The organism is Stenotrophomonas genospecies 3 (assembly GCF_054473855.1).
In genome coordinates, this window is record NZ_JBTMUR010000014.1 from 26,749 (window position 1) to 50,986 (window position 24,238).

Sequence of the window (24,238 nt, forward strand, 5' to 3'; positions counted from 1 at the left end):
CCATCACGCCGGTCGCTTAGAATCCGCAGCACCCCACACCGAAGCCCCCCCATGACCCCCATCCCCGAGACCGTGCCGCCCACCGAAGTGCGCATGGCCGAAATCGTCTTTCCCAACCACACCAACCACCTTGGCACCCTGTTCGGTGGCCAGGCGCTGGCGTGGATGGACAAGGCCGCCTTCCTGGCCGCCGCCCGTTACTCGCGCCGCACCGTGGTGACCGCGCGCAGCGACCAGGTCGACTTCAAGCTGCCGATCCGCATCGGCCAGATGGTGGAAACCATCGGCCGCATCGTCGAAGTCGGCCGCAGCTCGATGAAGGTGGAGGTGGAACTGGTCGCCGAAGACCTGCACAGCGGCGAGCGCAAGCTGTGCACCCGCGGCCACTTCGTGATGATCGCGCTGGACGAGGAAGGCCACCCGATCGCGGTACCGCCGCTGCCGGCGGCCTGACCCGGCCAACGGACCGGCGCTTGCGGGGGCGCCACCGCGCCCCCATCTGGCAGCCATGACCCTGCCACTGACCGACTTCATCGACCGTGCCCAGCGCCTGTTCGTGCTGACCGGCGCCGGCTGCAGCACCGCCTCGGGCATTCCCGATTACCGGGATGCCGACGGCCAGTGGAAACGCACGCCGCCGGTGACCTACCAGGCCTTCATGGGCGAGGCGGCCACCCGCCAGCGCTACTGGGCGCGCAGCCTGCTCGGCTGGCCGCGCTTCGGCCTGGCCCGGCCCAACGGCACCCACCAGGCCCTGGCCGCGCTGGAAAGCCGAGGCAAGCTGCAGGTGCTGCTGACCCAGAACGTGGACGGCCTGCACCAGCGTGCCGGCAGCCACAACGTGATCGACCTGCATGGCCGCCTGGATCTGGTGCGCTGCATGGGCTGTGAGCGTCGCAGCGATCGTGAAGACTTCCAGCAGCGCCTGCTGGACGCCAATCCCGGCTGGGACGCGCTGGAGGCAGGCATCGCGCCCGATGGTGATGCCGATCTGGAGACCGATTTCTCCGCGTTCGTGGTGCCCGAGTGCCCGCATTGCGGCAGCGTGTTGAAGCCGGATGTGGTGTTCTTCGGCGAAAACGTGCCGCGGGAGCGCGTGCAGGCGGTGCAGGAGCACCTGCAGCAGGCCGACGCCGTGCTGGTGGTGGGTTCATCGCTGATGGTCTATTCCGGCTTCCGCTTCGTGCAGGCGGCGGCCAGGGCAGGGCTGCCGGTGGCGGCGTTGAACCGTGGCCGCACCCGCGCCGACGACCTGCTGCAGTTCAAGGATGAACGGGACTGCGCCGAGGCGCTGGCCGCGTGGGCTTCGTCCTGAGCCGAGCACACGCTCGGCTGCACGCCCACCGCGAAACAGCGATCCATCCAGACGGTTGATTCGCAGGCCGTGCGGCGGTGCAATACGCACCCCCTACGTCGTTCATCACCGTCTTGAGCCAGCTGTTTTCGCCGATCTCGTTCGGCCCCCTGACCCTGTCCAACCGCATCGTCATCGCGCCGATGTGCCAGTACTCCGCCGAAGACGGTCGCGCCAGCGACTGGCATGCCATGCACCTGGGCAACCTGGCGCAGTCCGGCGCCGGCCTGCTGATCCTGGAAGCCACCGCGGTCGAACCGCGCGGCCGCATCAGCTGGGCCGACCTGGGCCTGTGGGATGACGGCACCGAGGCCGCACTGGCGCAGGTGCTGGCCAGCGTCCGCCGCTGGTCGCCGATGCCGCTGGGCGTCCAGCTGGGCCATGCCGGCCGCAAGGCCTCGGTGAGGCGTCCGTGGGACGGTGGTGGCCAGTTGCCGGCCGACGATGCGCGTGGCTGGGCCACCGTGGCGCCGTCGCCGCTGCCGTTCCATGCCGCCGATCCGGCACCGCAGGAACTGGACGAGGCCGGCATCGCCGAGGTCATCGCCGCCTTCGCCGCCAGTGCGGTGCGCGCCGAGCGCCTGGGCTTCGAGCTGATCGAGCTGCATGCCGCGCACGGTTATCTGCTGCACCAGTTCCTGTCGCCGCTGAGCAACCGCCGCACCGATGGCTACGGTAGCTCGCTGCCGAACCGCCTGCGCCTGCTGGTGGAGGTGTTCGATGCGGTGCGTGCGGCAGTGTCCGACAAGGTCGCGGTGGGCGTGCGCATCTCCGCCAGCGACTGGGTCGATGGCGGCTGGGATCTGGTGCAGAGCGAAGCGCTGGCGCAGGTGATGGACGCGCGCGGCTGCAACTTCCTGCATGTCTCCAGCGGTGGCCTGGACGAGCGCCAGAAGATCACCGTCGGCCCGGGCTATCAGGTGCCGTTCGCAGCGGCGATCAAGGCCAAGGTGCGCATGCCGGTCATCGCCGTGGGCATGATCACCGAACCGGAGCAGGCCGAATCGATCCTGCGCCATCGCCACGCCGATGCGGTAGCCCTGGCGCGCGGCATCCTCTACGACCCGCGCTGGCCGTGGCATGCCGCCGCCGCGCTGCGCGACAGCGTGGAACCGGCGCCGCAGTACCTGCGGTGCGAGCCGCGCGATGCGCGCGGCGTGTTCAAGACGCGCTGAGGCTCACACCCGCCAGGCCGGCGCGATGCCGGCCTGAAGGTGTTCGAACAGCGCGCGGATCTTGGCAGTGAAATCGCGGCGGTCGCTGACGCAGAAATAGACCTCCATCGGCTCCGGGCGCCATGCAGTGTCGGCGCCGAACACTGCCTGCAGGCGGCCATCGCGCAGGTACGGCTCTGCCACGAATGCGGCCAGCCGGGTGATGCCGGCACCGGCTGCGGCCAGCGTCGCCAGCGCATCGATGTCATCGCAGACCATGCTCGGCGGCAGCGCGGCGTCCACGCGCTGGCCCTCCTTCAGCAGGCCCCAGCGCAGCGGCCGGCCATCGGTGGGGAAGCGATGCAGCAGCCCGCGATGGCCGCCCAGGTCGGATGGCTGCTGCGGGGTGCCGTGTGCCTTCAGATAGGCCGGCGAGGCACAGAACACGAACGGCACGCGCGCCAGCTGCCGTGCGACGACCCCGTCCTCCAGCTGTGCACCGATGCGGATGCTGGCATCCACCGCTTCCGGGCCGTGCTGCACGGCGCGGTCAGTCAGGCGCAGCTCCAGCTGCAGTTGCGGGTAGCGCTGCTGCAGCGAAGGCAGCAAGGGGGCAAGTACGTGGCGACCGAACGCGCTGCTGCTGGCGATGCGTAGTGGTCCGGCCGGTTCGATGTCACCAGAGGTGACCATCGCCTGTGCACGCGCCAGGTCGGCTTCGATGTGGCGCACCTGCGCCAGGTACAGCGCGCCGGCCTCGCTGAGCGCCAGCTGCCGCGTACTTCGGTTCAGCAACCGTACGCCCAGATGCGCCTCCAGCCGGTTGATGTTCTGGCCGACTGCGGTGGCGCTGATGCCAAGGATGCGGGCCGCGGCGGCAATGCTGCCGGTCTCTGCGGTGCGGGTGAAGCTGCGGATCAGTTGCAACAGGTTCATGACCGACCAGCTTGCCATGGAGAAACCCAAGTATCGCTTGGGACTGAACCAAGCAGGTCGGTTGCATCGGTGACCATCGATCCCGAGGACAGGCTGCTGCCCTACACTCGGGCGATGCGCCCCGATTCCATCCTCACCCTGTCCTGCCCCGACCGTACCGGCATCGTCTACCGCGTATCCGGCCTGCTGTTCGACCACGGCTGCAACATTCTCGACGCCCAGCAGTTCGGCGATGAGGAGAGCGGCCGCTTCTTCCTGCGCGTGCATTTCGATCGCGATGCCGGCCTGCCGCTGGAGACCGTGCACGCCGCCATGGCCACGCTCGCCGCCGGCTTCGGCATGGACTGGCAGCTGCATGATGGTCGCCGCCGCGCACGCCTGCTGGTGCTGGTCAGCAAGCAAGGGCACTGCCTCAACGACCTGCTGTTCCGTGCCCACAGCGGCCAGCTGAAGGTGGACATTGCCGCAGTAGCGTCCAACCACGCCGACTTCGCGCCATTGGCCGCGTCCTACCAGGTTCCGTTCCACCACCTGCCGGTGACCGCCGATACGCGTGCGGTGCAGGAGCAGCAGATCATCGACCTGGTCGAGCGCGAGCGCATCGACCTGGTGGTGCTGGCGCGCTACATGCAGATCCTGTCACCCACGCTGTGCCGCGCGCTGGCCGGCCGTGCGATCAACATCCACCACAGCTTCCTGCCCAGCTTCAAGGGCGCGCAGCCGTACCACCAGGCGCACGCGCGCGGGGTCAAGATCATCGGCGCCACCGCGCACTACGTCACCGAGGATCTGGACGAAGGACCGATCATCGAACAGGACGTGGCCCGCGTGGACCACGCGATGGCGCCGCGCGAACTGGTGCGGCTGGGCAGTGATACCGAATCGCTGGTGCTGGCACGCGCGGTTCGCCGCCATGTGGAGCACCGCATCCTGCTCAATGGGCATCGCACGGTGGTGTTCCGGTAATCGCCCATCCCGCGTCCGCCGGGCATGGCCCGGCGCTACCACGGGTGCTATCCGGTAGTGCCGGCCGCTGGCCGGCAACTGCAGAGATCCCGAGGTTGCCGGCCAGCGGCCGGCACTACCGAATCCTGATTTCATCCAATGAAAAGCCCCCGGTTCGGCCGTCCCGCGATCTATAGGGGGGCGTAGTTAGGGGGCTGGATGAATCGATTGTGTTGTTGTGGGCAGGAGCGCGCAAGCGGCATAAGCGACGTGCGCGGTAGCGCCGGGCCATGCCCGGCGGTCACGCCTCAGGCGATCGCGATCCCCGCCTTGCCCAGCGCCTCGCGCACCATCGCGTCGTTGGCGTCGGTCACCGGCTTGGTCAGCTCCCACAGGAATTTCACCCGGAAGCCGGACTTCACCGCGTCCTGCGCGCTCCACAGCACGCAGTAGTCGCGGGCCAGGCCGCACACGTGCACTTCGCGGATGCGGCGTTCGTGCAGCCAGCCGGCCAGGCCGGTGGCCGGGCGCTCGCCATCGGGGCCATGGTTCTCGCGGAAGGCGCTGTATGAATCCACCTGTTGGCGCGTGCCCTTGCGCAGAATCAGGTCGGCCACGGTCCAGTCCACGCCCGGATGCAGCGCGGCACCGGCGCTGCCCTGCACGCAGTGGTCCGGCCACAGGGTCTGCGGCTGCGCGTGCAGCAGGATGGTCTCGAAGGGGCGTTGGCCGGGGTGCTGGCTGGCGAACGAGGCATGGTCGGCCGGGTGCCAGTCCTGTGTTGCCACCACGGTGCGGTAGCGGCGCTGTGCCAGCAGATCGGCGATCGGTGCCACCAGCGCATCGCCTTGGTCGCAGGCCAGCGCGCCACCGGGCATGAAGTCCGGCTGCAGGTCGATCACCAGCAGGGCGACATCGGCGGGCAGGGCGGTCATGGCAGTTCCGGTACAGCAGAAGGGGCGACCAGCGTGGCCGCCCCATGCCCACACGTCAATCGCCCTGCGGCGTCTCAGCGTCCTGCCCGTAGTACAGCAGGCCGATCTTGATCCGTTCGCGGCCATTCTCGCGGCGGTGACGGTTGGCATCGCGCAGCGAGTACACGCAGCCGCAGTATTCCTGCTGGTAGAACTGCTCGCGCTTGCTGATCTCGATCATGCGGCTGGCACCGCCGCCCTTGCGCCAGTTGTAGTCCCAGTACTGCAGGCCTTCATAGCGCGACGCGGCACGGATGCCGCAGTCGTTGATCTGCGCCATGTTCTTCCAGCGCGAGATGCCCAGCGACGAACTGATGGTGTCGTAACCGTGTTCGTGCGCATACAGCGCAGTGCGCTCGAAACGCATGTCGAAGCACATCGTGCAGCGGATGCCGCGTTCGGGCTCGTTTTCCATGCCGCGTGCACGGCTGAACCAGTTGTCGGTGTCGTAGTCGCAGTCGATGAAAGGAATGCCGTGCTGCTCGGCGAAGCGGATGTTCTCCTGCTTGCGCAGCTCGTACTCTTTCACCGGGTGGATGTTGGGGTTGTAGAAGAAGATCGCGTAGTCGATCCCGGAGGCGGTGATCGCCTCCATCACTTCGCCGGAACAGGGCGCGCAGCACGAATGCAGCAGCAGGCGCTTGCCGTCGGCGGGCAGGGTCAGGGTGGGGCGTTGGAGCTCGGTCATCGTCAGGTACCGCATGGACCGCCGGCAACGGCGGTGGCCCATGCATCAGCGCGTGGGTGAACGGGTCTGGCCGGATACCGTGAACAGGACGCGCGCGGCCACACCGCCTGCACGCGCAGGACGACGACGGCCCCGGCAACCTCCCCGCGGAGATTCCAGGTCGAGTCAGGGGACGGTCGTGTCCCCCGGCCGGGGCCGGTATTCGGGCTGATGGACACGGGCCGCAGCCCACCTACTACCCGCCGCTTCCCAGGCGCGAGCCCAGTGCTGTTGGCAGGATTCGTTTCCATTCACCGCTGCGGGGCAGCTCCGGAATGGACGCGCGAGGCGCCTTCACCGGATTCCCGTTTAAACCCCTCCCCGCGCCGCAGCGATGGGAGGGATACCTTCGGCGTGTGCAAGGTGGACCTGTTGGTGGCGCCGGTCAAGAGCGCAGGGGTCAGAACCCGCTGCGCTGCAACGGGATCCGACCCCAGCGGAAGGAAGGGGTCGGATCCCGCTGCCACGCAGCGGGCTCTGACCCCGGTCGGGATGCACCTTCAATGCCCCACGGCCGCCCGCGTGCGGATGTCGTCCAGCCGCTGGTCGTGCAGCAGGCGGCCGTTCTCCCACACGGTCACCATTGCGTCCTCGAAGCCGTCCGGCAGGGTGTCGTCGCCGTTGGCCGGCAGTGGCACCGTATGCAGGCTGCCATCGTCCAGGTGGCGCAGCAGGCGCATGCGGCCGCGCTTGCTGGCCTTGCCGGCGTCGGTGACCGGATCTTTGTAGACGTCGATCCACTCACCCTCGACCCGTGCGGCCGAGCACTTCAGCGCGAACTTCTGCGTATCGCGGTCCAGCCGCTGCAGCAGTGCACCGCCCATGCCGAAGGCCACGTTGTCGGCGGCGTAGCCGTCGTCGGTGATGCGCTGCAGGATCGCGCGGATGGTGTCCGGATTGATGCCATCGCCCTGGATCACCCGCACGTGGTTGAGCACGCGATAGCCCTTGCCGTTGATCGCGTGGCCGAAGGCTTCATCCAGCCGGCGCAGGCTTTCGGCCACCACCTCCACCGGGTCACCCGAGTCGGGACGGATAACCAGGGTGGCGCCCGACGCGATCACGTCATCGCGCAGGGTGGTGCCCCAGTGTTCGCTGATCGCGCGGTAGATGTCATAGCTGTCCGACACCACCGCCACGATCGAACCGGGCTTGCCGAACTGGCGCAGCATGTTGCGATAGGCGTCCACCTCGCGTTCGCGGCCCCAACTGGTGATGGTGCTGTGCTCGGCGGCCGGAATCGAATAGCCGGCCATCGGCGCGTGGTAGTGCGCGCGTGCCAGGCACAGCGCCGACACGGTATCGGTGCCGAGGAAGTTGACCAGGTGCGCGGCACCGCCCAACGCGGCCGATTCCAGGCTCGATACACCGCGCGCGCCGAAGTCGTGCAGCTTGAACGGCAGCTGCCCCTGCGGGTCGTCGCTGGTCTGCTGCAGGAACGCGGCGATGGTCTGCCGTGCGTGCCAGCTGATGGTGGCCACGGTGACCGGATACCACACGCGCAGCAGCAGCGTTTCCAGGTACGACGGCACCCAGAACGCAGCCGGATCGGTCGACTCGATGGTCATCAGTGCCTGGTGGGTGGGCACCACGCTGCCCTCGGGAACGGCGCGGATGCGCACCGGCAGGTGGCCGCCAAGCCGGTCGACGATATCGCGCCAGCCGGCCTCGTTGAACGGTTCGCCGTGCGCGGCGAATACCGCAGCAGCGTCGTCGATGTCGGCGTGGGTGACCGGTCGTGCCAGCGCGTCCTTGAGGATCGCCTGCAGGCCGAAGAACACCGTGCGATCGTGCAGGCCGCCACGTGATTCGACGTAGAAGAACGTGGCATCGGTACCCGGCGGGTACTGCAGCCAATGGCTGGCCTTGTAGCTGTCGGTGTTGAGGAGAAGATTATCGAGGTAGTGCATGACGGAAGCTCCTTCGCGTCGAGTGACACCAGCGGTCTATCCGCCAGTGGGGAGGCCGGGCCTGTCAGCCGCGGCCGAGGAAATACTCCAGGATGTGCAGGTGGTCTTCGAACAGCTGCGGGCCCATGTCCAGGGCTTCACTCACCGGTATCCAGCGCGCCTTGTCGGCGTCATCGCCGCCGCGCACCGGCGGCAGTTCACCGGCCGGAAACTCGAAGTGGAAGCCGTGGGTGATGGTGCGGCCGCGCTGGCTGCGGTCGGGGTGGTCGAAGACCTGCTGGCCCTTCAGCGAACCCTTCAGCACCGGCAGCGGAATCTTCAGCCGGGTTTCCTCGCGTAGTTCGCGCAGGCAGCTGTCGAGCAGGCTCTGTTCCTGGCCGACGAAGCCGCCGGGCAGCGCCCACAGCCCCTTGCCGGGTTCCGAGCGGCGACGCACCAGCAGCACGTGGCCCGAATGCACCACCACCGCATCGGTGGTGACGAAGGTGGGCGCGTAGGGCGCATCCTTCCAGGCGGCCTTGTACTGTTCGATGAAGCGGTACTCGGCCACCAGCTGGCCATAGGCAGGCGCGCTTTTGCGGAACGCTTCAAGCATGTCGTACACCGGCGCCGGCACATTGCCACGCAGCATCAGCAGCGCACCGTGGAAGTCGACGTCGCCGGCTTCGAACAGGTAGCGCCGCAGCTCGGTGGCCGACAGGGTGGCGGTGTGCTGCACGTCCACCAGCGGCCACTGCGGGAACTCGCGCAGGTAGTAGCTGGACGCGTCCTTGTCCATGCCGATCAGGCCCACCTTCGCATCGGCGGCGGCGCCGTCGTTGCGCAGGGCTTCAGCCACCTGGCGCTGCACGTTGGCGATCCACTGCGCTTCGTTGTACAGGTGGTCACGCAGCGGGCGGATCAGCAGGCGGTCGGTGTGGCCATCGAGGGCGGCCTGGATCATCACGGCACGTTCGGCCACGGTCCAGGGATTGCGCAGGCTGCGGGGGGTATCGGCAGAGCCGACCAGGAAGATCAGCTTGCGGGCCCGGCTCAGGGCCAGGCGGGCAACGGCGGCGTGGCCGTTGTGGAAGGGCTCGAATCGCCCGATGAAGACGAGATAGTCGAATTCCATGAGAATCCCTCATGTCGTTGTGGCAGCCGCGGGTCTGTCCCTTGGCTTGCTGCAGATGCTACGCCGATGGCGGGGCGGGTCAAGCCTGCAGCCGTGCTTTCTGCTGAACGGCGCATTGCGTACGCGGACTGCGCCGTTGTTCTCAGGCCCTGAGAAGCCCCTGCGCCATACTGGCACCCACGCGGCGGACGGCATGCTCGGGGGCAAGACAGTGGCGGACAAGTACTGCGATCTGGTCATGAAAGGCGGCATCACCAGCGGCATCGTGTACCCCAATGCGGTACTGGCGCTGGCGCGCGAGTATCGCTTCAAGAGCATCGGCGGCACTTCGGCCGGCGCCATCGCCGCCGCCGTGGCGGCTGCGGCGGCCTGCGGTGATCGTCGCCAGCAGGCCGGCGAGCACCTGCCCGGCGATGCAGGCTATGGCGGGTTGTCGGCGGTGTCGGCGCAGCTGTCGCGGCGCGGCTTCATCTACAGCCTGTTCCAGCCCGCACGCGGCGCACGCGCGGCCTATCGCCTGCTGGTGGTGCTGACCGGCAAAGCCAGCCTGCCGCACAAGCTGCTGTGCCTGGCCGTTGCCGTGTTCGAGATCGCGCCGCTGGAAGTGCTGGTGTCGCTGGCGCTGCTGCTCGGCCTGGGCTGGTGGGGCGGTGGTTGGAGCGGGGTGGCGGCCACGCTGCTGCCGTCGCTGCTGTGCGCGTACGGTGCGGGTGTGGCCGGTGCCGCGCTTCGTGTGGCACGCGTGGCGCGACGCAATCTGCTGGGCCTGTGCAGCGGCCTCGGCCGCGATGCACGCACGCCGGCACTGACCGAGTGGCTGCACGAATGCCTGCAGCAGTTGTCCGGCAAGCCGCTGGATGCACCGCTCACCTTCGCCGACCTGCACGACGCGCCGCGCTATGCCGGCGAGCCGGACAGCCCGCATGCGATCAGCCTGCAGATGATCACCACCTGCGTGTCGCACAACGAGCCGCGCACGCTGCCGCTGGGCGGCGCGCAGTTCTGGTTCCTGCGCGAGGAATTCGAGCAGCTGTTCCCGGCCAGCGTGGTGCAGTGGCTGGTGACGCAGGCCGGCCCGCCGCTGGAGGTGGAAGGGCGGCAGTACTACCACCTGCCGCCGGGCCCGAAGCTGCCGGTGCTGGTGGCCACGCGCATGAGCCTGAGCTTCCCGCTGCTGATCAGCGCGGTGCCGCTGCATGAACCCTCACGCCGCGAACGACGCTGCGAGCCGACCGCGCCGGCGGCCGACCCCGAGCACAACGTGGCCGACAGCATGGAAGGGCTGACCAGCGCCGGGCAGGCTTGCGGCCCGGTGATCACCGCCTTCCGCATCTGCTGGTTCTCCGATGGTGGCATCAGCAGCAATTTCCCGATCCATCTGTTCGATGCCGCGTTGCCGCGCTGGCCGACCTTCGCCATCAATCTGGTCTACCCGCAGCACGCCGAAGAGGTGAACCACGGCAGCAGTGGCCGCCAGTCGCTGGAGCACGCGGTGTTCCTGCCCACCGAGAACCGACACGGCTGGCAGCGCACCTACCAGTCGATCGCCACACCGCTGGCGGCCGCCGAGCTGGGCCGCTTCCTGTTCGCGGTGGTGGCGACCATGCAGAACTGGCGCGATCTGCTGCAGGCGCGCGCGCCGGGCTACCGCGACCGCATCGTGCACGTCAGCCTGCAGGGCGACGAAGGCGGCATGAACCTGGACATGCCGCAGGAGGTGCTGACCCGCATCGCCGACAAGGGCAGCCTCGCCGGTGCGCGCTTCTGTTCGTTCTCGTTCGAGAACCACTACTGGATCCGCTGGCGCAACCTGGCCTCGGCCTACCAGCGCTACACGCTGGAAGTGGCACGCACCGATGATCCGGCGCAGCAGGTACTGGCCTACCGCGCGGCCTATTCGATGGTTGCCCGCGGGGAACCGGCACCGCCGTCGTACAAGCTGGGCTCGGAAGACAAGCGGCTGGCCTCGCAGCAGCTGTGGGGGTTGATGGTCGAGCAGGGACGTACCTGGGAAGACCTCGGCCCGGACCTTACCGACGGCGCACCGCGTCCGCTGCCGCAGATGAAGGTCACGCCGATCTACTGACCCGGTAGTAGATCCACGCCATGCGTGGATGGAACCCCATCGAAATCGAATATTTCGAACATTCATCGAAGAGCATCCACGCACGACGTGGATCCACCGTGTCGACCAAGGTCGACACCTACCCACAGCAGCAAAGGATGCCGTTTCGACAGCTCGCGGAGATCTGTCGAAGGCGGGGTGGGTCCGGTTGCGGGGGCGTGAGCCGCATGGGCCCGAGGCATGCCTCGGGCGGGTTGGGCAGGACGCCCAACCCCGGTCTTGCCGTGTGCGCAGGACTGCGCACACGAGCAAGCGGCGACCGAGCTTACATGGGTGAGGGCGCTTTGCTTGCGAAGCATTGCTTCGCAAGCGCCCGAACGCACAGCCGCCAGCGGCTGGGCCGGGCCCCGGAGGGGGACTTGCAGCGTCCCCCGCAACCGGACCCACCCCGCCATCCCACGGAAAGCCCGCTGTTGCTTTTGCTGTTGCCTTGGATTGAAGCAGGTGCAGGGCGCAGCTCTGCAGAACCCCCTACTGCCCCGGCAACTGCGCGAACGCGCGCTGCATGCAGTCCTCGCGCGGGCACACCCGGCAACCCGGTCCGATCGACACCGAGTTCCCCGGGCTCTGCACATCCAGCCCCAGCGAATACACCAGTCGCTCGGCATGCTGCAGATCGCAGCCCAGCGCCACCGCGAAGGTCTTGCGTGGCTGGCCATGGCCGACCGGGCCGCTGCTGACCTGCCGCGCCAGCCAGAAATGGCGGCGCCCGTCGGGCATGCGCGCGGTCTGGGTAAGGATGCGGCCGGGCTGGTTGAACGCCTCGTAGACGATCCACAGCGGGCACGAGCCGCCCACCTGCGAGAAGTGGAAATCGGTGGCCGAATGACGCTTGGACACATTGCCGGCGCGGTCCACGCGGATGAAGAAGAACGGCAGGCCAGGCGCACTGCGCCGTGCCAGTGTGCTCAGCCGATGGCAGACCGCTTCGAAGCCGACGCCGAACTGGTGCGCCAGCAGTTCGATGTCGTAGCTGCTGGCTTCGGCCGCACGCAGGAAGCGCATGTACGGCATCACCAGCGCGCCGGCGAAATAGTTGGAAAGACCGATCCTTGCCTGCGCGATGCGCGCGTCATCGGTGAAGCCGGCACGCGCCACCACCGCATCGATCTGCGGCAGGTAGCCGTGCAGTGCCAGCTCGGCCGCCATCTGGAACGCCTGCTGGCCGGGCTCCAGGTAATCGGGCAGCCACAGCCGCCGCGCACCGGCATCGTATTGCCGCTTCTCGCGCCCGGCCTGCAGTGCGGCCACTTCCACCAGCACGCCATGGCGGTCGGCCAGCAGCTGGCGCAGCCGCGGTGCCACATGCCCGGGCGACAGCCCCCACTCGGCGAACAGCTGCTCGGCCAGCTCGTCCAGCTCGGGAATGTGGTTGTGCATGCGGTTGAAGAATTCGCGTACCTGGTCGCCAGCGGGCAGGGTGCTGCCGGCACCGGGCTCGCCCAGCTGGAATTCCAGCGCCGCGGCATGCTCGCGCAGCGCCAGGTGGCGGCGGTGCAGGTCCAGCAGCGCGCGGCTGACCTGCGGCAGGTTGCCGGCCAGCGCGCGCAGTTCGGTGGCGCTGACCTCGGCCAGGCCCAGATCGCGCAGGGTCTCGCCCAGCGCTTCCTGCAGGGCGGCGGGCTCATCCTCGTCGAACAGTGCGGAAACGTCGCCCAATACCTCGCCCAGCTTCTTCTGCACAGCCGGGGTCAGTGGGCGCTTGTTGCGCTCGATCTGGTTCAGGTAGCTGGCCGACAGCCCCAGCGCCCGTGCCAGATCCGCCTGGCTGTAGCCGCTCTGCTCGCGCAGCCGCAGCAGGCGCAGGCCAAGTTGTCGCTGGGGGGCTGAATAATTCACAGAATTAACATGAATCGTCTGGCGTGTTGGCCAGATTAAGCGGATTCAGCCCGGAAATCGAGGTGGGTGCTGTGAATAATGCCAAGCATCTTTCGCACCCTGTGGGATTGTCGTCATGACTGTTGCAGCGCCCCGTATCCGCATGCTGATCGATGGCCAGTTCGTTGAATCGGCCACCTCCCACTGGCAGGACGTGATCAATCCGGCCACCCAGGACGTGCTGGCCAAGGTGCCGTTCGCCACCACCGGCGAAGTGGACGCCGCCGTCGCCGCTGCCAAGGAAGCCTTCAAGACCTGGCGCAAGACCCCGATCGGCACCCGTGCGCGCATCTTCCTGAAGTACCAGCAGCTGATCCGCGAGAACATGAGCGAGCTGGCCCACATCCTCACCGCCGAACAGGGCAAGACCCTGCCGGACGCCGAAGGCGATGTGTTCCGCGGCCTGGAAGTGGTCGAGCACGCCGCCGCCATCGGCAACCTGCAGCTGGGCGAGCTGGCCAACAACGTGGCCAATGGCGTGGACACCTACACGATCATGCAGCCGCTGGGCGTGTGCGCCGGCATCACCCCGTTCAACTTCCCGGCGATGATCCCGCTGTGGATGTTCCCGATGGCGATTGCAACGGGCAACACCTTCATCCTCAAGCCGTCCGAGCAGGACCCGATGGTCACCATGCGCCTGGTCGAGCTTGCGCTGGAAGCAGGCATTCCGAAGGGCGTGCTGAACGTCGTCCACGGCGGCGAGGAAGTGGTCAACGCGATCTGCGACCACCCGGACATCAAGGCCGTGTCGTTCGTCGGTTCCACCCGCGTCGGCACCCACGTCTACAACCGTGCCTCGCTGGCCGGCAAGCGCGTGCAGTGCATGATGGGCGCCAAGAATCACGCCGTGGTGCTGCCGGACGCCAACAAGGAACAGACCCTCAACGCGATGGTCGGCGCCGCCTTCGGTGCCGCGGGCCAGCGCTGCATGGCCGCCTCCACCCTGGTGCTGGTCGGTGAAGCACGCAACTGGGTGCAGGACCTGGTCACCAAGGCCAAGACCCTGAAGGTCAGCGGCGGCACCGTCGCCGGCACCGACGTCGGTCCGGTCATTTCCTGCAGCGCCCGCGAGCGCGTGGAAGGCCTGATCGCGTCGGGTGTGGAGCAGGGCGCCAAGCTGGTGCTCGATGGCCGCAAGCCGCAGGTCGATGGTTTCGAAAAGGGCAACTTTGTCGGCCCGACCATCTTTGCCGGTGTCACCACCGACATGCGCATCTACCAGGAAGAAATCTTCGGGCCGGTGCTGGTCATCCTCGAAGCAGAGACGCTGGAAGAGGCCATCGCGATGGTCAACAGCAACCCGAACGGCAACGGCACCGCACTGTTCACTCAGTCCGGCGCCGCCGCGCGCAGGTTCCAGGAAGACATCGACGTCGGCCAGGTCGGCATCAACGTGCCGATCCCGGTGCCGGTGCCGCTGTTCTCGTTCACCGGTTCGCGCGCGTCCAAGCTGGGCGACCTGGGTCCGTATGGCAAGCAGGTGGTGCTGTTCTACACCCAGACCAAGACGGTCACCGCGCGCTGGTTCGATGACGAGACGCTCAGCCATGGCGTCAACACCACGATCAGCCTGAAGTAACGGCAGGAGCAGCCATGAGCCACTCGATGACGACGGAACTGGAAGAAGCGCAGCAGGCGTACCGCGAGGCGGCGCGCGACTTCGCACAGGCCGAACTGGCGCCGCACGCCGCGCGATGGGATGCGGAGGGCATCTTTCCGCGCGAGGCGATCGCCAAGGCCGGTGAACTGGGCTTCTGCGGTCTGTACATGGACCCGGAAGTGGGCGGCAGCGGCCTGAGCCGACTGGACGCCGCCGTCGTCATCGAGGAGCTCGCCAGCGTCGATCCGTCGACCGCGGCGTACATCAGCATCCACAACATGGCCTCGTGGATGGTGTCCAAGTGGGGCCAGCCGGCGCTGCGCGATGAGTGGGGCACCGATCTGTCTTCGGGCAACAAGCTGGCCTCGTACTGCCTGACCGAACCGGGTGCCGGTTCCGATGCGGCGTCGTTGAAGACCACCGCCGTGCGCGATGGTGACTTCTATGTGCTGAACGGCTCGAAGGCCTTCATTTCCGGCGCCGGTGCCACCGAGCTGCTGGTGGTGATGGCGCGTACCGGTGGTGCCGGTGCCGGCGGTGTCAGCGCCATTGCGGTGCCGGCCGACCTGCCGGGCATCAGCTTCGGCCGCAAGGAAGAGAAGATGGGCTGGAACAGCCAGCCCACCCGTGGCATCACCTTCGAAAACGTCCGCGTACCGGTCAGCCACCTTCTGGGAGAGGAAGGCGGCGGCTTCAAGCTGGCGATGAAGGGACTCGATGGCGGCCGCATCAACATCGCCGCCTGCTCGCTGGGTGCGGCGCAGGGTGCGCTGGACGCTGCACGCCGCTACATGGGCGAGCGCCGCCAGTTCGGCAAGGCACTGGCCGAGTTCCAGGCACTGCAGTTCAAGCTGGCCGACATGGTCACCCAGCTGGTGGCCGCCCGGCAGATGGTGCACACCGCTGCGCGCAAGCTCGATGCCGGTGCCAGCGACGCCAACGTGTGGTGCGCGATGGCCAAGCGCTTCGCCACCGATGCCGGTTTCAACGTCTGCAACGAAGCACTGCAGATCCACGGTGGCTACGGCTACATCCGCGAATATCCGATCGAGCGCCTGCTGCGTGACTGCCGCGTGCACCAGATCCTGGAAGGCACCAACGAGATCATGCGGGTGATCGTTGCCCGTCACCTGCTCAACACCGAAGAGGAACTGCGATGAAGGATTGGCGTACCCAGGAGCACGTGGGCTTGAAGGTGGAGGTGGATGGCCACACCGCCGTGGTCACCCTGAACAACCCGCCGGCGCATACCTGGACTGTGCACAGCCTGTCGGCGCTGCGTGATCTGGTCGGCGCGCTCAACGCAGACCGCGAGATCTACGCGCTGGTGATCACCGGTGACGGCGAGAAGTTCTTCTCCGCCGGTGCCGATCTCAACCAGTTCGCCTCCGGCGACAAGGCCGCTGCGCGTGAAGCCGCGCGCCGCTTCGGTGAAGCCTTCGAAGCGCTGTCCGGTTTCCGTGGCGTGTCGATTGCCGCGATCAACGGCTACGCCATGGGCGGTGGCCTGGAATGCGCGCTGGCCTGCGACCTGCGCATCATTGAAGACCATGCCCAGGTTGCGCTGCCGGAGGCCACCGTCGGCCTGCTGCCGTGCGCCGGTGGCACCCAGAACCTGCCGCGCCTGGTCGGCGAGGGCTGGGCCAAGCGCATGATCCTGCTGGGCGAGCGCATCAACGCCGACACCGCACTGCGCATTGGCTTGGCCGAAGAAAAGGTCGGCAAGCGCGAAGCCAAGGCGCTGGCGCTGGAATGGGCGAAGAAGGCCGGCAAGCAGAGCCCGACCAGCATCGCCGCCTGCAAGACTCTGGTGCAGGCCACCCGCACCGGTACCCACGCTTCGGCGCTGGTGGCCGAACGCGAAGCCTTCGTCGACCTGTTCGACACCGCCGACCAGGTCGAGGGCGTGACCGCCTTCCTGGAAAAGCGCGCTGCGCAGTGGAAGAACGCATGAGCACCGACACCGCTGCCGACGACGCACCGGTGCTGTTCGAAGAGCGCGTGGCTGGCAATGGCACGCGCATCGGCATCGCCACGCTCAATGCGCCGCGTACGCTCAACGGTTTCTCGCTGCCGATGGCACACCTGCTGCTGAAGCAGTTGAATGCCTGGGCCGACGACGATGGCATCGCCATGGTGGTGCTGCAGGGTGCCGGCGAAAAGGCGTTCTGCGCCGGCGGTGACCTGCACAGCCTGTACAAGAGCATGGTCGACTTCCGCGAGGCCGGCCGCAGCGACATCCGCGAGAACGACTACGCCGCTGAGTTCTTCGACGTTGAATACCGCGTCGATTACCTCATCCACACCTACGCCAAGCCGATCCTGTGCTGGGGCCACGGCATCGTGATGGGCGGCGGCATCGGCCTGATGTCCGGCGCCAGCCACCGCGTGGTCAGCGAGCGCTCCAAGCTGGCCTTCCCGGAAATCACCGTCGGCCTTTTCCCCGATGTGGGTGGCAGCTGGCTGCTGCCGCGCGTGCCGGGCAAGGGCGGCCTGTTCCTGGCCCTGACCGGCGCGCTGCTGAACCCGGGCGACGCCATCTACGCCGGCCTGGCCGACGTGCATGTTGCCGAAGAACGCCGCAGCGCGGTGTTCGATGCGCTGCTGCAGGTCGCGTGGTCCAGCAACGCCGCACACAACCACGAACGCCTCAGCCATCTGCTGCAGTCGCATGCCAGTGACGCCGCGACCGGTCCGCTGCTGGCCAATGCGGCGCAGGTCGATGCGCTGTGCGAAGGCGATGACCTCTCCGCGATCATCGGCCGCATCTCCACTCTGCAGACCGACGATGCCTGGCTGCAGGCGGCACAGAAGACCCTCGCCGCCGGTGCACCGGGTTCGGCACGGTTGTCGTACGAACTGCAGCGCCGCAGTGCCGGCCAGGACCTTGCCGCGATCTATCGCCTGGAGTACATCGTCGCCCTGCATTGCGCCGCCCACGGTGATTTCGCCGAAGGCATCCGCGCGCTGCTGATCGACAAGGACCGCAATCCGCAGTGGAACCCGGCCACCCTGGCCGAGGCCACCGGCGCGTGGGCCGACACCTTCTTCGCTTCCCCCTGGGCCGATGCCGCGCATCCGCTGGCCGACCTGGGCACTCCCCTTGTTGAAAGGAGCCTTGCATGAGCCGCATTGCATTCATCGGGTTGGGCAACATGGGTGGCCCGATGGCCGCCAATCTGGTCAAGAACGGCCACACCGTGCGCGTGTTCGATCTGGTCCCGGCCGCGGTGCAGGCCGCCGTCGATGCTGGCGCCAGCGCGGCCGCATCGGCGCGCGAAACCCTGGCCGATGCCGAGGTGGTGATCTCGATGCTGCCGGCCAGCCGCCACGTCGAAGGCGTGTACCTGGGCGATGACGGCATTCTTGCCGCGATTCCGGCCGGCGCACTGGTCATCGACTGCAGCACGATCGCCCCGGCCAGCGCCCGCAAGGTTTCCGAAGCCGCTGCCGCACGTGGCCTGCAGATGATCGACGCACCGGTGTCCGGCGGTACCGCCGGTGCCCAGGCCGGCACCCTGACCTTCATCGTCGGTGGTGAGGAGGACGCGCTGGAACGTGCGCGCCCGGTGCTGCAGGCGATGGGCAAGAACATCTTCCATGTCGGCGCCAGTGGTGCCGGCCAGGTGGCCAAGCTGTGCAACAACATGGCGCTGGGCGTGATCATGGCCGTCACCGGTGAAGCCATCGCCCTCGGCGTGGCGCACGGGCTGGACCCGAAGGTGCTGTCGCAGATGATGGCGGTCAGCACCGGCCGCAGCTGGGCCACCGAAGTGTGCAACCCGTGGCCGGGCGTGCTGGAAAACGCCCCGGCCTCGCGCGGCTACAGCGGCGGCTTCGGCAGTGATCTGATGCTGAAGGACATGGGCCTGGCGGTGGAAGCGGCGATGAGTGTCGGCGCCTCGATCCCGCTGGGCGAAGTGGCCCGCAACCTGTACTCGATGAATCACCAGGCTGGCCGCGGCAAGCTGGATTTCTCCAGCGTCGTGCAGCTCATTACGAGCGAGAAGTGACCTGGTAGTGCCGGCCGCTGGCCGGCAACCTCATGCCCCCGTGCGGGACAACGAAGGTGGGATGGGCGGATGTTCGGTTTCGACCGGTATCCGCCCATTTTTACGTCTTCTGGATGGGGAATGGGTTGGCAATAGGCAGGATGAGGCAGGATTCCCAATAGGCGACAATCGCCTGCAGATTCGTCCACGCGGTGTTGAAGTCGATGTCCTTGGGTAAGGTCGGGTCAGATTCGTAAGTGGCCTTGGTTACGGCGAGAGCTTCCGAGAACGTCGCCATGTTGCTGCAGTCGATGAAGCGGGACGCGCAGGCAAGTTTGAATTCGGCGCCCGCGGCATTCCAGAACGCAGTGTCTTCGAGCGGATGCGCTGCCAGTATCTTTGAAACATCATAGATATCCTTGACGCGGACGACTTCACCTGGCTTCTGGACTTTGGTCCGATAGGCGGGAAGCGAGCTGAGAAATGCCCTGAGCTTTTCGCCAGCGATGCGCTCAAGCGTGTAGGCGAATACGGTGTGCCCATCGACCTCCAATGGGGCAACGGCAATGTCACCCAGGGCCTCTGGCGCAGCAACGTCAAATGAAACGAACGGAAGCCCACGAACGCCTTCGTTGTTGAAGTCTTTCAATCTCACCTTCACATCAAAGGCATTCCAGCCCATGGGATGGTTGGGTGGGTTGTGCGTGATGTCCAATCTGTCCAGTTCGAAACGTACAGGATCCTGTGCCGAAGCGAAGTTGGAAATCGCAGTGCTGAACAAGTCGTGCAGGATTGCTGACTGCTCGTTTCTATCTGGCGTTCTGACCGCGAACGATAGAAGGATGTTGGCATCCAGGTCATAAGACGCTCTTTGTTGCCCTCCAAGCCGCAGGGCAAGGATGCGGGCACCTTTGTAGACGATTTTTCGGGACAGTTCGTTGCAGCTGGCCAGTGCCTGGAAACACATATCGAGGGCTTCGCGCTTCCATGCATCCTGTTGACTCCGATTCATGCACTTTCCTCAAGGTGTTCGCAGGTGCCAGTCGTTCGCGGTATTGCTGTATGGAATGCCTGGAAGCAGTGATTCGGGAGGTTGGTCGGTGGGAAAACCCCTCAGTGCGCTGCGGATCTGATCCAGCAAGGCAGAAGTGGTTTGGTGGTACTCCAGCATGTAACCGGCGCGCCGCATCAGGTTGGGGTTTTGGATCGAGTCGAGCAGCGCCCAAAGCTTTGCGGCATTTGATCGGGGCAAGCCGGATGCCCAGGCCTCGAAAACAACGGCCGGCCCGCCGGCGCTTCGGGGGCGATGCAGGCAATCGAGCAATGTCTGCTCAAGTGTGGTGACCCGCACCGTGCACTGCGAGTGGAGCTGGCGGCGTTGTATGCCCTGGAGATTGTTCGGGTCGCGGCTGGTCAGGAAGCACTTCACATCCTCAAGCGTGAACACTTCAACGCCGAGAGATTGCGGTTTGTCACTGCTTTCTGCCGGCGGCTCGACGGCAGAAGACGCTATGCCTGGCCTGAATTCCGCCAGGTGATAGTGAGGTGTCGGTTGGGTCGTCAACCCGTGCAGTTCCAGGGCCGAAAAATAGCAAAGCGTCCCGGCGGGACGGTAAGCCTGCATGACCTCCAGAGCGGAGGGCTGCGAGGTTTCATTGAAGCCCAGGACGTAGATTTTCACGGGCCTGCCCCGTGGTGACGTCAGTGGCAACCGGCGCAGCAGTTCAGCGCTCTCCAACACCGCGATGATCCTGACCGCAGAGTAGGTGCGGAACGTACCTGAGGTGAGCGCCTTCTGCGTCCGCTGGATGATCGGTACGAGCGAAGCGTGGCTGATGCAGCGCGTAGACGGCAGTTCCTGGGAGGCCGTCAGCAGGGTGAGCTGAAATACGTCAATCAGCTCCGCCGTTGCGTCTATTACTGCTCGATCTCGCAGGTCATTTTTCATTGGTCACTGCGGCCTCAGGCTTCGCAGGCGAAGCCTGAGGCCGCAGTGACCCATTGTCAAACTGAGCGCTTGAATTGGTTCAGGAGTGCAGGACTGAGGCCAATGCGGGCCACAGGGTCCTTCAGTCGGATCTGATCCACCAGTGGCGACTAAGCTTCGCCTGCGAAGCTTAGTCGCCACTGGTGGATATGTCAAACAAATCGCCATCATATTTCGTCAGATTACCTGAATCGGGGTCGGATCCCGTTCACAAGGCGAAATGAACCCGACCCCCGGTTCCATCAGGCAACGACCAGCGTCACGTCGATGTTGCCGCGCGTGGCATTCGAGTACGGGCACACGATGTGTGCCTTCTGCACCAGTTCTTCCAGCTGCTCGCGCGGCACGCCAGGAGCGCTGATGGTCAGCTCGGCTTCGATGCCGAAACCGGTCGGGATCTGGCCGATACCGACCTTGCCGGTCACCGTGGTGTCGGCCGGCAGCGCGACCTTGGCCTGGCCGGCCACGAACTTCAGCGCGCCCAGGAAGCAAGCCGAGTAGCCGGCCGCGAACAGCTGTTCCGGGTTGGTGCCCGGGCCGCCGGCGCCGCCCAGCTCGCGCGGGGTCGACAGCTGGATATCCAGCACGTTGTCGGAGGAGACGGAACGGCCTTCACGGCCGCCGGTGGAGGTGGCCTGGGCGGTGTACAGAACCTTTTCGATGGACATCGGGATGCTCCTGGTCGGTGGGTGGGTGTTGCGATGGAGCCTACTTTGCCCGGTTTCCGCGTACGTTGGGTTGCAATGCGTACGAAAAATTTGATTGATCGTCCTGCCAGCCTAGATCGTCCATTCGCGGTCGGTGGTGAACATGATGGTCAGCCAGCGGTCCGGCGAGGCTTCGCCCAGTGCATCGCCGATCTCATCGCGCAGCTGGTCCCATTCCACCAGGGGCCGCGGCGGGTCGTTTTCCGGTACCACGAAGAACAGCTCGATCTGCTCGCCACGCCCCACCTGGGCCACGTAGCTGCGGTGCTCGACGAAGCCGTGCTTGGCCACGATCCCGCGTGCCACTGCATCCACATGGGCCTGCAGTTCCGGCGGGGTGACCAGCAGGATGCCGGCCAGCGCGCGCCGCACCGTGCCGAGCGGGGCGATCATCACCAGCACGCAGACGAAGGCGAGGATGGCCGGGTCGATGTACGGCCCGACCCAGCCCCACGAGGTGCCCTGCACCAGTACGCCGCCGAGGAAAGCCAGCAGGTAGCAGGCCGACATGCTGGCCGCGATCACCCAGTTCTTCGCGTCCAATGCGATGAACTCCGAGCCGATGCGGCGGTTGGCGCGCAGGATGAACCAGGCCAGCGCGCCTTCGCCCACGATCGACAGCCCGGCGAAGGCAATGGCCGGGCCGAGGGCGATGTGGCGGCCCCCGGACATCAACGCGTCCACCGCATTGACCAGCGCATACAGCGCCGCACCGATCATCAGTGTGCCGCTCACCCCCAGCACGATCGGCTCCAGGTGCCAGAAGCCCATGGTGAAGCGCTGGTTGAGCCGCGATTGCAGCGCATCGGTCTGTGTGGACAGCGCGATCAGGCGCGCCACCAGCAGCGACAGCCAGGTCATCACCACGTCGATCAGGCCGTAGATGCCGTCGAAGATGATCAGCGAGGAATTGGCCAGCAGGCCGAACACCACCGCCGCCGCGGCCAGCAGCAGCGAGGCGGCGATCGACAGGCGCAGCACGCCCTGTTCGGTGGCGGGGTCGAAGAACTGCGGGCGGTTGGCGGCCATGGTTCAATTGTAGAGCGGAGCCAGGCTCCGCTGCCTTTCGCTGCCTTCTCCGGCCAACCGCGCTACCCCCGTGGGGCCGCTTCCCGTAGACTGCGCCCCTCCCACGTACCGACGCTCGCCTGCAGTGATCACGCCACCCTGACCCTTGCCGCACATCGGCAGCCGGCCCGCCCGGCTCAGGAACCCGTGTCTTTCCACTGCAGCGCCATGCGGCCACGCCCGCCTGCGCGCGGAGCTTTCCCATGCAAACGTCCTACCCCCTGCGCCAGCAATGGCTCGGCAACATCCGTGGCGACCTGCTGTCCGGCATCGTCGTCGCCCTGGCCCTGATTCCCGAGGCCATCGCGTTCTCGCTCATTGCCGGCGTCGACCCCAAGGTTGGCCTGTACGCCGCGTTCTCGATTGCCGTCATCACCGCTATTGCTGGCGGCCGCCCTGGCATGATCTCCGCCGCCACCGGTGCAATGGCGCTGGTGATGGTCGACCTCGTCAAGGACCACGGCCTGCAGTACCTGTTCGCCGCCAGCATCCTGGCCGGCCTGCTGCAGGTGCTGGCCGGCGTGTTCAAGCTGGGCTCGTTGATGCGCTTCGTCTCGCGCTCGGTCATCACCGGCTTCGTCAACGCGCTGGCGATCCTGATCTTCCTGGCACAGATGCCCGAGCTGATCGGTCGCGGGCCTACGGTCTATGTGCTGTGCGCCGCCGCGCTGGCGATCATCTACCTGCTGCCACGCATTACCCGCGCGGTGCCGTCGCCTCTGGTGGCCATTGTGGTGCTGACCGCCGTGGTGATCGGCTTCGGCGTGGACGTACGCAGCGTCGGTGACATGGGCCAGCTGCCCGACAGCCTGCCGCATTTCCTGCTGCCCGATGTGCCGCTCACCTGGGAGACGCTGCGCATTCTGCTGCCGGTGTCGGCCACGCTGGCCGTGGTCGGCCTGCTCGAATCGATGATGACCCTGCAGATCGTTGAGGACATCACCGAAACGCCGAGCGAGCGCAACCGCGAATGTGTTGGCCAGGGCGTGGCGAATACGGTCACCGGCTTCCTCGGCGGCATGGCCGGCTGCGCGATGATCGGCCAGTCGGTGATCAACGTGACCTCCGGTGGGCGCGGCCGCCTGTCCTGCCTGGTGGCCGGCGTGTTCCTGCTGATACTGGTGGTGTACGGCAGCGATCTGGTACGGCAGATCCCGATGGCGGCGCTGGTGGCGGTGATGATCATGGTCAGCATCGGCACCTTCAGCTGGCGCTCGCTGCGCGACCTGCGCACGCATCCGCGCAGTTCCTCTGCGGTGATGCTGCTGACCGTGGTGGTCACCGTGGCCACCCATGATCTGGCCAAGGGCGTGCTCAGCGGTGTGCTGCTGTCGGCCCTGTTCTTCGCGCGCAAGGTTGGCCGCATGCTGGACGTGCAGCGCGACGATGCCGATGACACGCAGGTCTATCGCGTGCGCGGGCAGGTGTTCTTCGCCTCGGCAGGGCAGCTGGGTGCAGCGTTCGATTACCAGCACGTGGCGCCGAAGGTGCAGATTGATCTGCGCGATGCGCACCTGTGGGACCTGACTGCCGTGGCCGCGCTGGAGCGGGCGCAGGAAAAGTTGGCCGCGCACGGTGCGGAGGTGACGGTGGTGGGGCTCAATGCGGCCAGCCAGACCCTCATTGAGCAGGTGGGTGGCAAAGGCGCTGCTGGCAGCGCGCATTGACGCTATCGGCTCTCGTGGGGCAACTGCAACGCCATGGCCGCCGTTGGTGTTGCTGCATCTTCAGCCTGTGAACCCCACCCAGGGTGGAAGAATCGCT

General features: G+C 66.7%; 21 protein-coding genes and 1 riboswitch. Of the genes, 11 read left to right on the forward strand and 10 right to left on the reverse strand.

Annotated elements, in window-relative coordinates:
* Positions 1–51 precede the first annotated feature (51 nt).
* The 3 genes from ACX9OT_RS17675 to ACX9OT_RS17685 all read left to right on the forward strand — a co-directional run bounded on the left by ACX9OT_RS17675 (position 52) and on the right by ACX9OT_RS17685 (position 2,529).
* Complete coding sequence (locus tag ACX9OT_RS17675; RefSeq protein ID WP_004153688.1) at positions 52–453, forward strand: acyl-CoA thioesterase; 402 nt, start codon at positions 52–54, stop codon at positions 451–453.
* Positions 454–508: 55 nt separating this feature from the next.
* Positions 509–1,315, forward strand: coding sequence for an NAD-dependent protein deacetylase (locus tag ACX9OT_RS17680; RefSeq protein WP_149909494.1), 807 nt, complete (start codon positions 509–511; stop codon positions 1,313–1,315).
* 113 nt (positions 1,316–1,428) lie between these two features.
* A complete protein-coding gene (locus tag ACX9OT_RS17685; RefSeq protein WP_149909493.1) occupies positions 1,429–2,529 on the forward strand; it encodes an NADH:flavin oxidoreductase/NADH oxidase in 1,101 nt (366 codons plus the stop codon).
* A 3-nt stretch (positions 2,530–2,532) separates the two neighbouring features.
* On the opposite strand, the gene ACX9OT_RS17690 is transcribed toward ACX9OT_RS17685, so the two are convergent.
* Positions 2,533–3,444, reverse strand: coding sequence for a LysR family transcriptional regulator (locus ACX9OT_RS17690; protein WP_149909492.1), 912 nt, complete (start codon positions 3,442–3,444; stop codon positions 2,533–2,535).
* 114 nt (positions 3,445–3,558) lie between these two features.
* Here ACX9OT_RS17690 and purU point away from each other — a divergent pair, with 114 nt between their 5' ends.
* Positions 3,559–4,410: a formyltetrahydrofolate deformylase gene (purU, locus tag ACX9OT_RS17695; RefSeq protein WP_032128205.1), complete on the forward strand. Its 852-nt coding sequence runs from the start codon at positions 3,559–3,561 to the stop codon at positions 4,408–4,410.
* 287 nt (positions 4,411–4,697) lie between these two features.
* Here the strand turns inward: purU and pncA are convergent, their stop codons facing one another.
* The 4 genes from pncA to ACX9OT_RS17715 form a co-directional block, all read right to left on the reverse strand.
* Positions 4,698–5,324: a bifunctional nicotinamidase/pyrazinamidase gene (pncA, locus tag ACX9OT_RS17700; protein WP_149909491.1), complete on the reverse strand. Its 627-nt coding sequence runs from the start codon at positions 5,322–5,324 to the stop codon at positions 4,698–4,700.
* 55 nt (positions 5,325–5,379) lie between these two features.
* Entirely contained in the window at positions 5,380–6,066 is a 687-nt protein-coding gene (locus ACX9OT_RS17705; protein ID WP_080354785.1) for an epoxyqueuosine reductase QueH, read from the reverse strand.
* Positions 6,067–6,227: 161 nt separating this feature from the next.
* Positions 6,228–6,457: riboswitch (cobalamin riboswitch) on the reverse strand.
* Between the two features lie 133 nt (positions 6,458–6,590).
* Positions 6,591–8,000: a nicotinate phosphoribosyltransferase gene (locus ACX9OT_RS17710; protein WP_277779346.1), complete on the reverse strand. Its 1,410-nt coding sequence runs from the start codon at positions 7,998–8,000 to the stop codon at positions 6,591–6,593.
* A 64-nt stretch (positions 8,001–8,064) separates the two neighbouring features.
* Positions 8,065–9,114 (reverse strand): bifunctional nicotinamide-nucleotide adenylyltransferase/Nudix hydroxylase, encoded by a 1,050-nt coding sequence (locus ACX9OT_RS17715; protein ID WP_049403797.1) that lies wholly within the window; start codon positions 9,112–9,114, stop codon positions 8,065–8,067.
* 193 nt (positions 9,115–9,307) lie between these two features.
* On the opposite strand from ACX9OT_RS17715, the gene ACX9OT_RS17720 reads away from it, so the two are divergent.
* The gene (locus ACX9OT_RS17720; protein WP_149909489.1) at positions 9,308–11,200 is read left to right on the forward strand and encodes a patatin-like phospholipase family protein; all 1,893 of its coding nucleotides are present in this window, start codon (positions 9,308–9,310) and stop codon (positions 11,198–11,200) included.
* A gap of 510 nt (positions 11,201–11,710) precedes the next feature.
* Here ACX9OT_RS17720 and ACX9OT_RS17725 read toward each other — a convergent pair.
* On the reverse strand, positions 11,711–13,078 hold the full coding sequence (locus ACX9OT_RS17725) for a helix-turn-helix domain-containing protein (RefSeq protein WP_149909322.1): 1,368 nt from the start codon (positions 13,076–13,078) through the stop codon (positions 11,711–11,713).
* 115 nt (positions 13,079–13,193) lie between these two features.
* Between ACX9OT_RS17725 and ACX9OT_RS17730 the strand changes: the two genes are divergently transcribed.
* Genes ACX9OT_RS17730 through mmsB form a run of 5 tightly spaced genes read left to right on the forward strand, consistent with a single transcriptional unit; the run spans position 13,194 to position 18,733 of the window.
* Positions 13,194–14,699 (forward strand): CoA-acylating methylmalonate-semialdehyde dehydrogenase, encoded by a 1,506-nt coding sequence (locus tag ACX9OT_RS17730; RefSeq protein ID WP_049463058.1) that lies wholly within the window; start codon positions 13,194–13,196, stop codon positions 14,697–14,699.
* A gap of 14 nt (positions 14,700–14,713) precedes the next feature.
* A complete protein-coding gene (locus ACX9OT_RS17735; protein ID WP_049463057.1) occupies positions 14,714–15,880 on the forward strand; it encodes an acyl-CoA dehydrogenase family protein in 1,167 nt (388 codons plus the stop codon).
* Positions 15,877–16,674 (forward strand): enoyl-CoA hydratase, encoded by a 798-nt coding sequence (locus ACX9OT_RS17740; RefSeq protein WP_049463056.1) that lies wholly within the window; start codon positions 15,877–15,879, stop codon positions 16,672–16,674. The genes ACX9OT_RS17735 and ACX9OT_RS17740 overlap by 4 nt, the downstream gene beginning before the upstream one ends.
* Complete coding sequence (locus tag ACX9OT_RS17745; protein WP_049463055.1) at positions 16,671–17,846, forward strand: enoyl-CoA hydratase/isomerase family protein; 1,176 nt, start codon at positions 16,671–16,673, stop codon at positions 17,844–17,846. The genes ACX9OT_RS17740 and ACX9OT_RS17745 overlap by 4 nt, the downstream gene beginning before the upstream one ends.
* Positions 17,843–18,733, forward strand: a complete 891-nt coding sequence (mmsB, locus tag ACX9OT_RS17750; RefSeq protein ID WP_004136647.1) for a 3-hydroxyisobutyrate dehydrogenase — start codon at positions 17,843–17,845, stop codon at positions 18,731–18,733. The genes ACX9OT_RS17745 and mmsB overlap by 4 nt, the downstream gene beginning before the upstream one ends.
* Positions 18,734–18,833: 100 nt before the next feature.
* On the opposite strand, the gene ACX9OT_RS17755 is transcribed toward mmsB, so the two are convergent.
* The 4 genes from ACX9OT_RS17755 to ACX9OT_RS17770 all read right to left on the reverse strand — a co-directional run bounded on the left by ACX9OT_RS17755 (position 18,834) and on the right by ACX9OT_RS17770 (position 22,435).
* Positions 18,834–19,724, reverse strand: coding sequence for a nucleotidyl transferase AbiEii/AbiGii toxin family protein (locus ACX9OT_RS17755; protein WP_049399844.1), 891 nt, complete (start codon positions 19,722–19,724; stop codon positions 18,834–18,836).
* 9 nt (positions 19,725–19,733) lie between these two features.
* Positions 19,734–20,660 (reverse strand): type IV toxin-antitoxin system AbiEi family antitoxin domain-containing protein, encoded by a 927-nt coding sequence (locus ACX9OT_RS17760; RefSeq protein ID WP_049463053.1) that lies wholly within the window; start codon positions 20,658–20,660, stop codon positions 19,734–19,736.
* A 281-nt stretch (positions 20,661–20,941) separates the two neighbouring features.
* Positions 20,942–21,367, reverse strand: coding sequence for an organic hydroperoxide resistance protein (locus tag ACX9OT_RS17765; protein WP_049399846.1), 426 nt, complete (start codon positions 21,365–21,367; stop codon positions 20,942–20,944).
* Between the two features lie 111 nt (positions 21,368–21,478).
* Positions 21,479–22,435, reverse strand: a complete 957-nt coding sequence (locus ACX9OT_RS17770) for a cation diffusion facilitator family transporter (protein WP_149909323.1) — start codon at positions 22,433–22,435, stop codon at positions 21,479–21,481.
* A 242-nt stretch (positions 22,436–22,677) separates the two neighbouring features.
* On the opposite strand from ACX9OT_RS17770, the gene ACX9OT_RS17775 reads away from it, so the two are divergent.
* Positions 22,678–24,141, forward strand: coding sequence for a SulP family inorganic anion transporter (locus ACX9OT_RS17775; protein ID WP_149909324.1), 1,464 nt, complete (start codon positions 22,678–22,680; stop codon positions 24,139–24,141).
* Positions 24,142–24,238 lie beyond the last annotated feature (97 nt).

Coding starts and splice junctions, on each gene's coding strand:
- ACX9OT_RS17675 (WP_004153688.1), top strand. CDS start 52: ATGACCCCCATCCCCGAGACCGTGCCGCCCACCGAAGTGCGCATGGCC.
- ACX9OT_RS17680 (WP_149909494.1), top strand. CDS start 509: ATGACCCTGCCACTGACCGACTTCATCGACCGTGCCCAGCGCCTGTTC.
- ACX9OT_RS17690 (WP_149909492.1), bottom strand. CDS start 3,444: ATGAACCTGTTGCAACTGATCCGCAGCTTCACCCGCACCGCAGAGACC.
- purU (WP_032128205.1), top strand. CDS start 3,559: ATGCGCCCCGATTCCATCCTCACCCTGTCCTGCCCCGACCGTACCGGC.
- pncA (WP_149909491.1), bottom strand. CDS start 5,324: ATGACCGCCCTGCCCGCCGATGTCGCCCTGCTGGTGATCGACCTGCAG.
- ACX9OT_RS17705 (WP_080354785.1), bottom strand. CDS start 6,066: ATGCGGTACCTGACGATGACCGAGCTCCAACGCCCCACCCTGACCCTG.
- ACX9OT_RS17710 (WP_277779346.1), bottom strand. CDS start 8,000: ATGCACTACCTCGATAATCTTCTCCTCAACACCGACAGCTACAAGGCC.
- ACX9OT_RS17715 (WP_049403797.1), bottom strand. CDS start 9,114: ATGGAATTCGACTATCTCGTCTTCATCGGGCGATTCGAGCCCTTCCAC.
- ACX9OT_RS17720 (WP_149909489.1), top strand. CDS start 9,308: ATGCTCGGGGGCAAGACAGTGGCGGACAAGTACTGCGATCTGGTCATG.
- ACX9OT_RS17730 (WP_049463058.1), top strand. CDS start 13,194: ATGACTGTTGCAGCGCCCCGTATCCGCATGCTGATCGATGGCCAGTTC.
- ACX9OT_RS17735 (WP_049463057.1), top strand. CDS start 14,714: ATGAGCCACTCGATGACGACGGAACTGGAAGAAGCGCAGCAGGCGTAC.
- ACX9OT_RS17740 (WP_049463056.1), top strand. CDS start 15,877: ATGAAGGATTGGCGTACCCAGGAGCACGTGGGCTTGAAGGTGGAGGTG.
- ACX9OT_RS17745 (WP_049463055.1), top strand. CDS start 16,671: ATGAGCACCGACACCGCTGCCGACGACGCACCGGTGCTGTTCGAAGAG.
- mmsB (WP_004136647.1), top strand. CDS start 17,843: ATGAGCCGCATTGCATTCATCGGGTTGGGCAACATGGGTGGCCCGATG.
- ACX9OT_RS17755 (WP_049399844.1), bottom strand. CDS start 19,724: ATGAATCGGAGTCAACAGGATGCATGGAAGCGCGAAGCCCTCGATATG.
- ACX9OT_RS17760 (WP_049463053.1), bottom strand. CDS start 20,660: ATGAAAAATGACCTGCGAGATCGAGCAGTAATAGACGCAACGGCGGAG.
- ACX9OT_RS17765 (WP_049399846.1), bottom strand. CDS start 21,367: ATGTCCATCGAAAAGGTTCTGTACACCGCCCAGGCCACCTCCACCGGC.
- ACX9OT_RS17770 (WP_149909323.1), bottom strand. CDS start 22,435: ATGGCCGCCAACCGCCCGCAGTTCTTCGACCCCGCCACCGAACAGGGC.
- ACX9OT_RS17775 (WP_149909324.1), top strand. CDS start 22,678: ATGCAAACGTCCTACCCCCTGCGCCAGCAATGGCTCGGCAACATCCGT.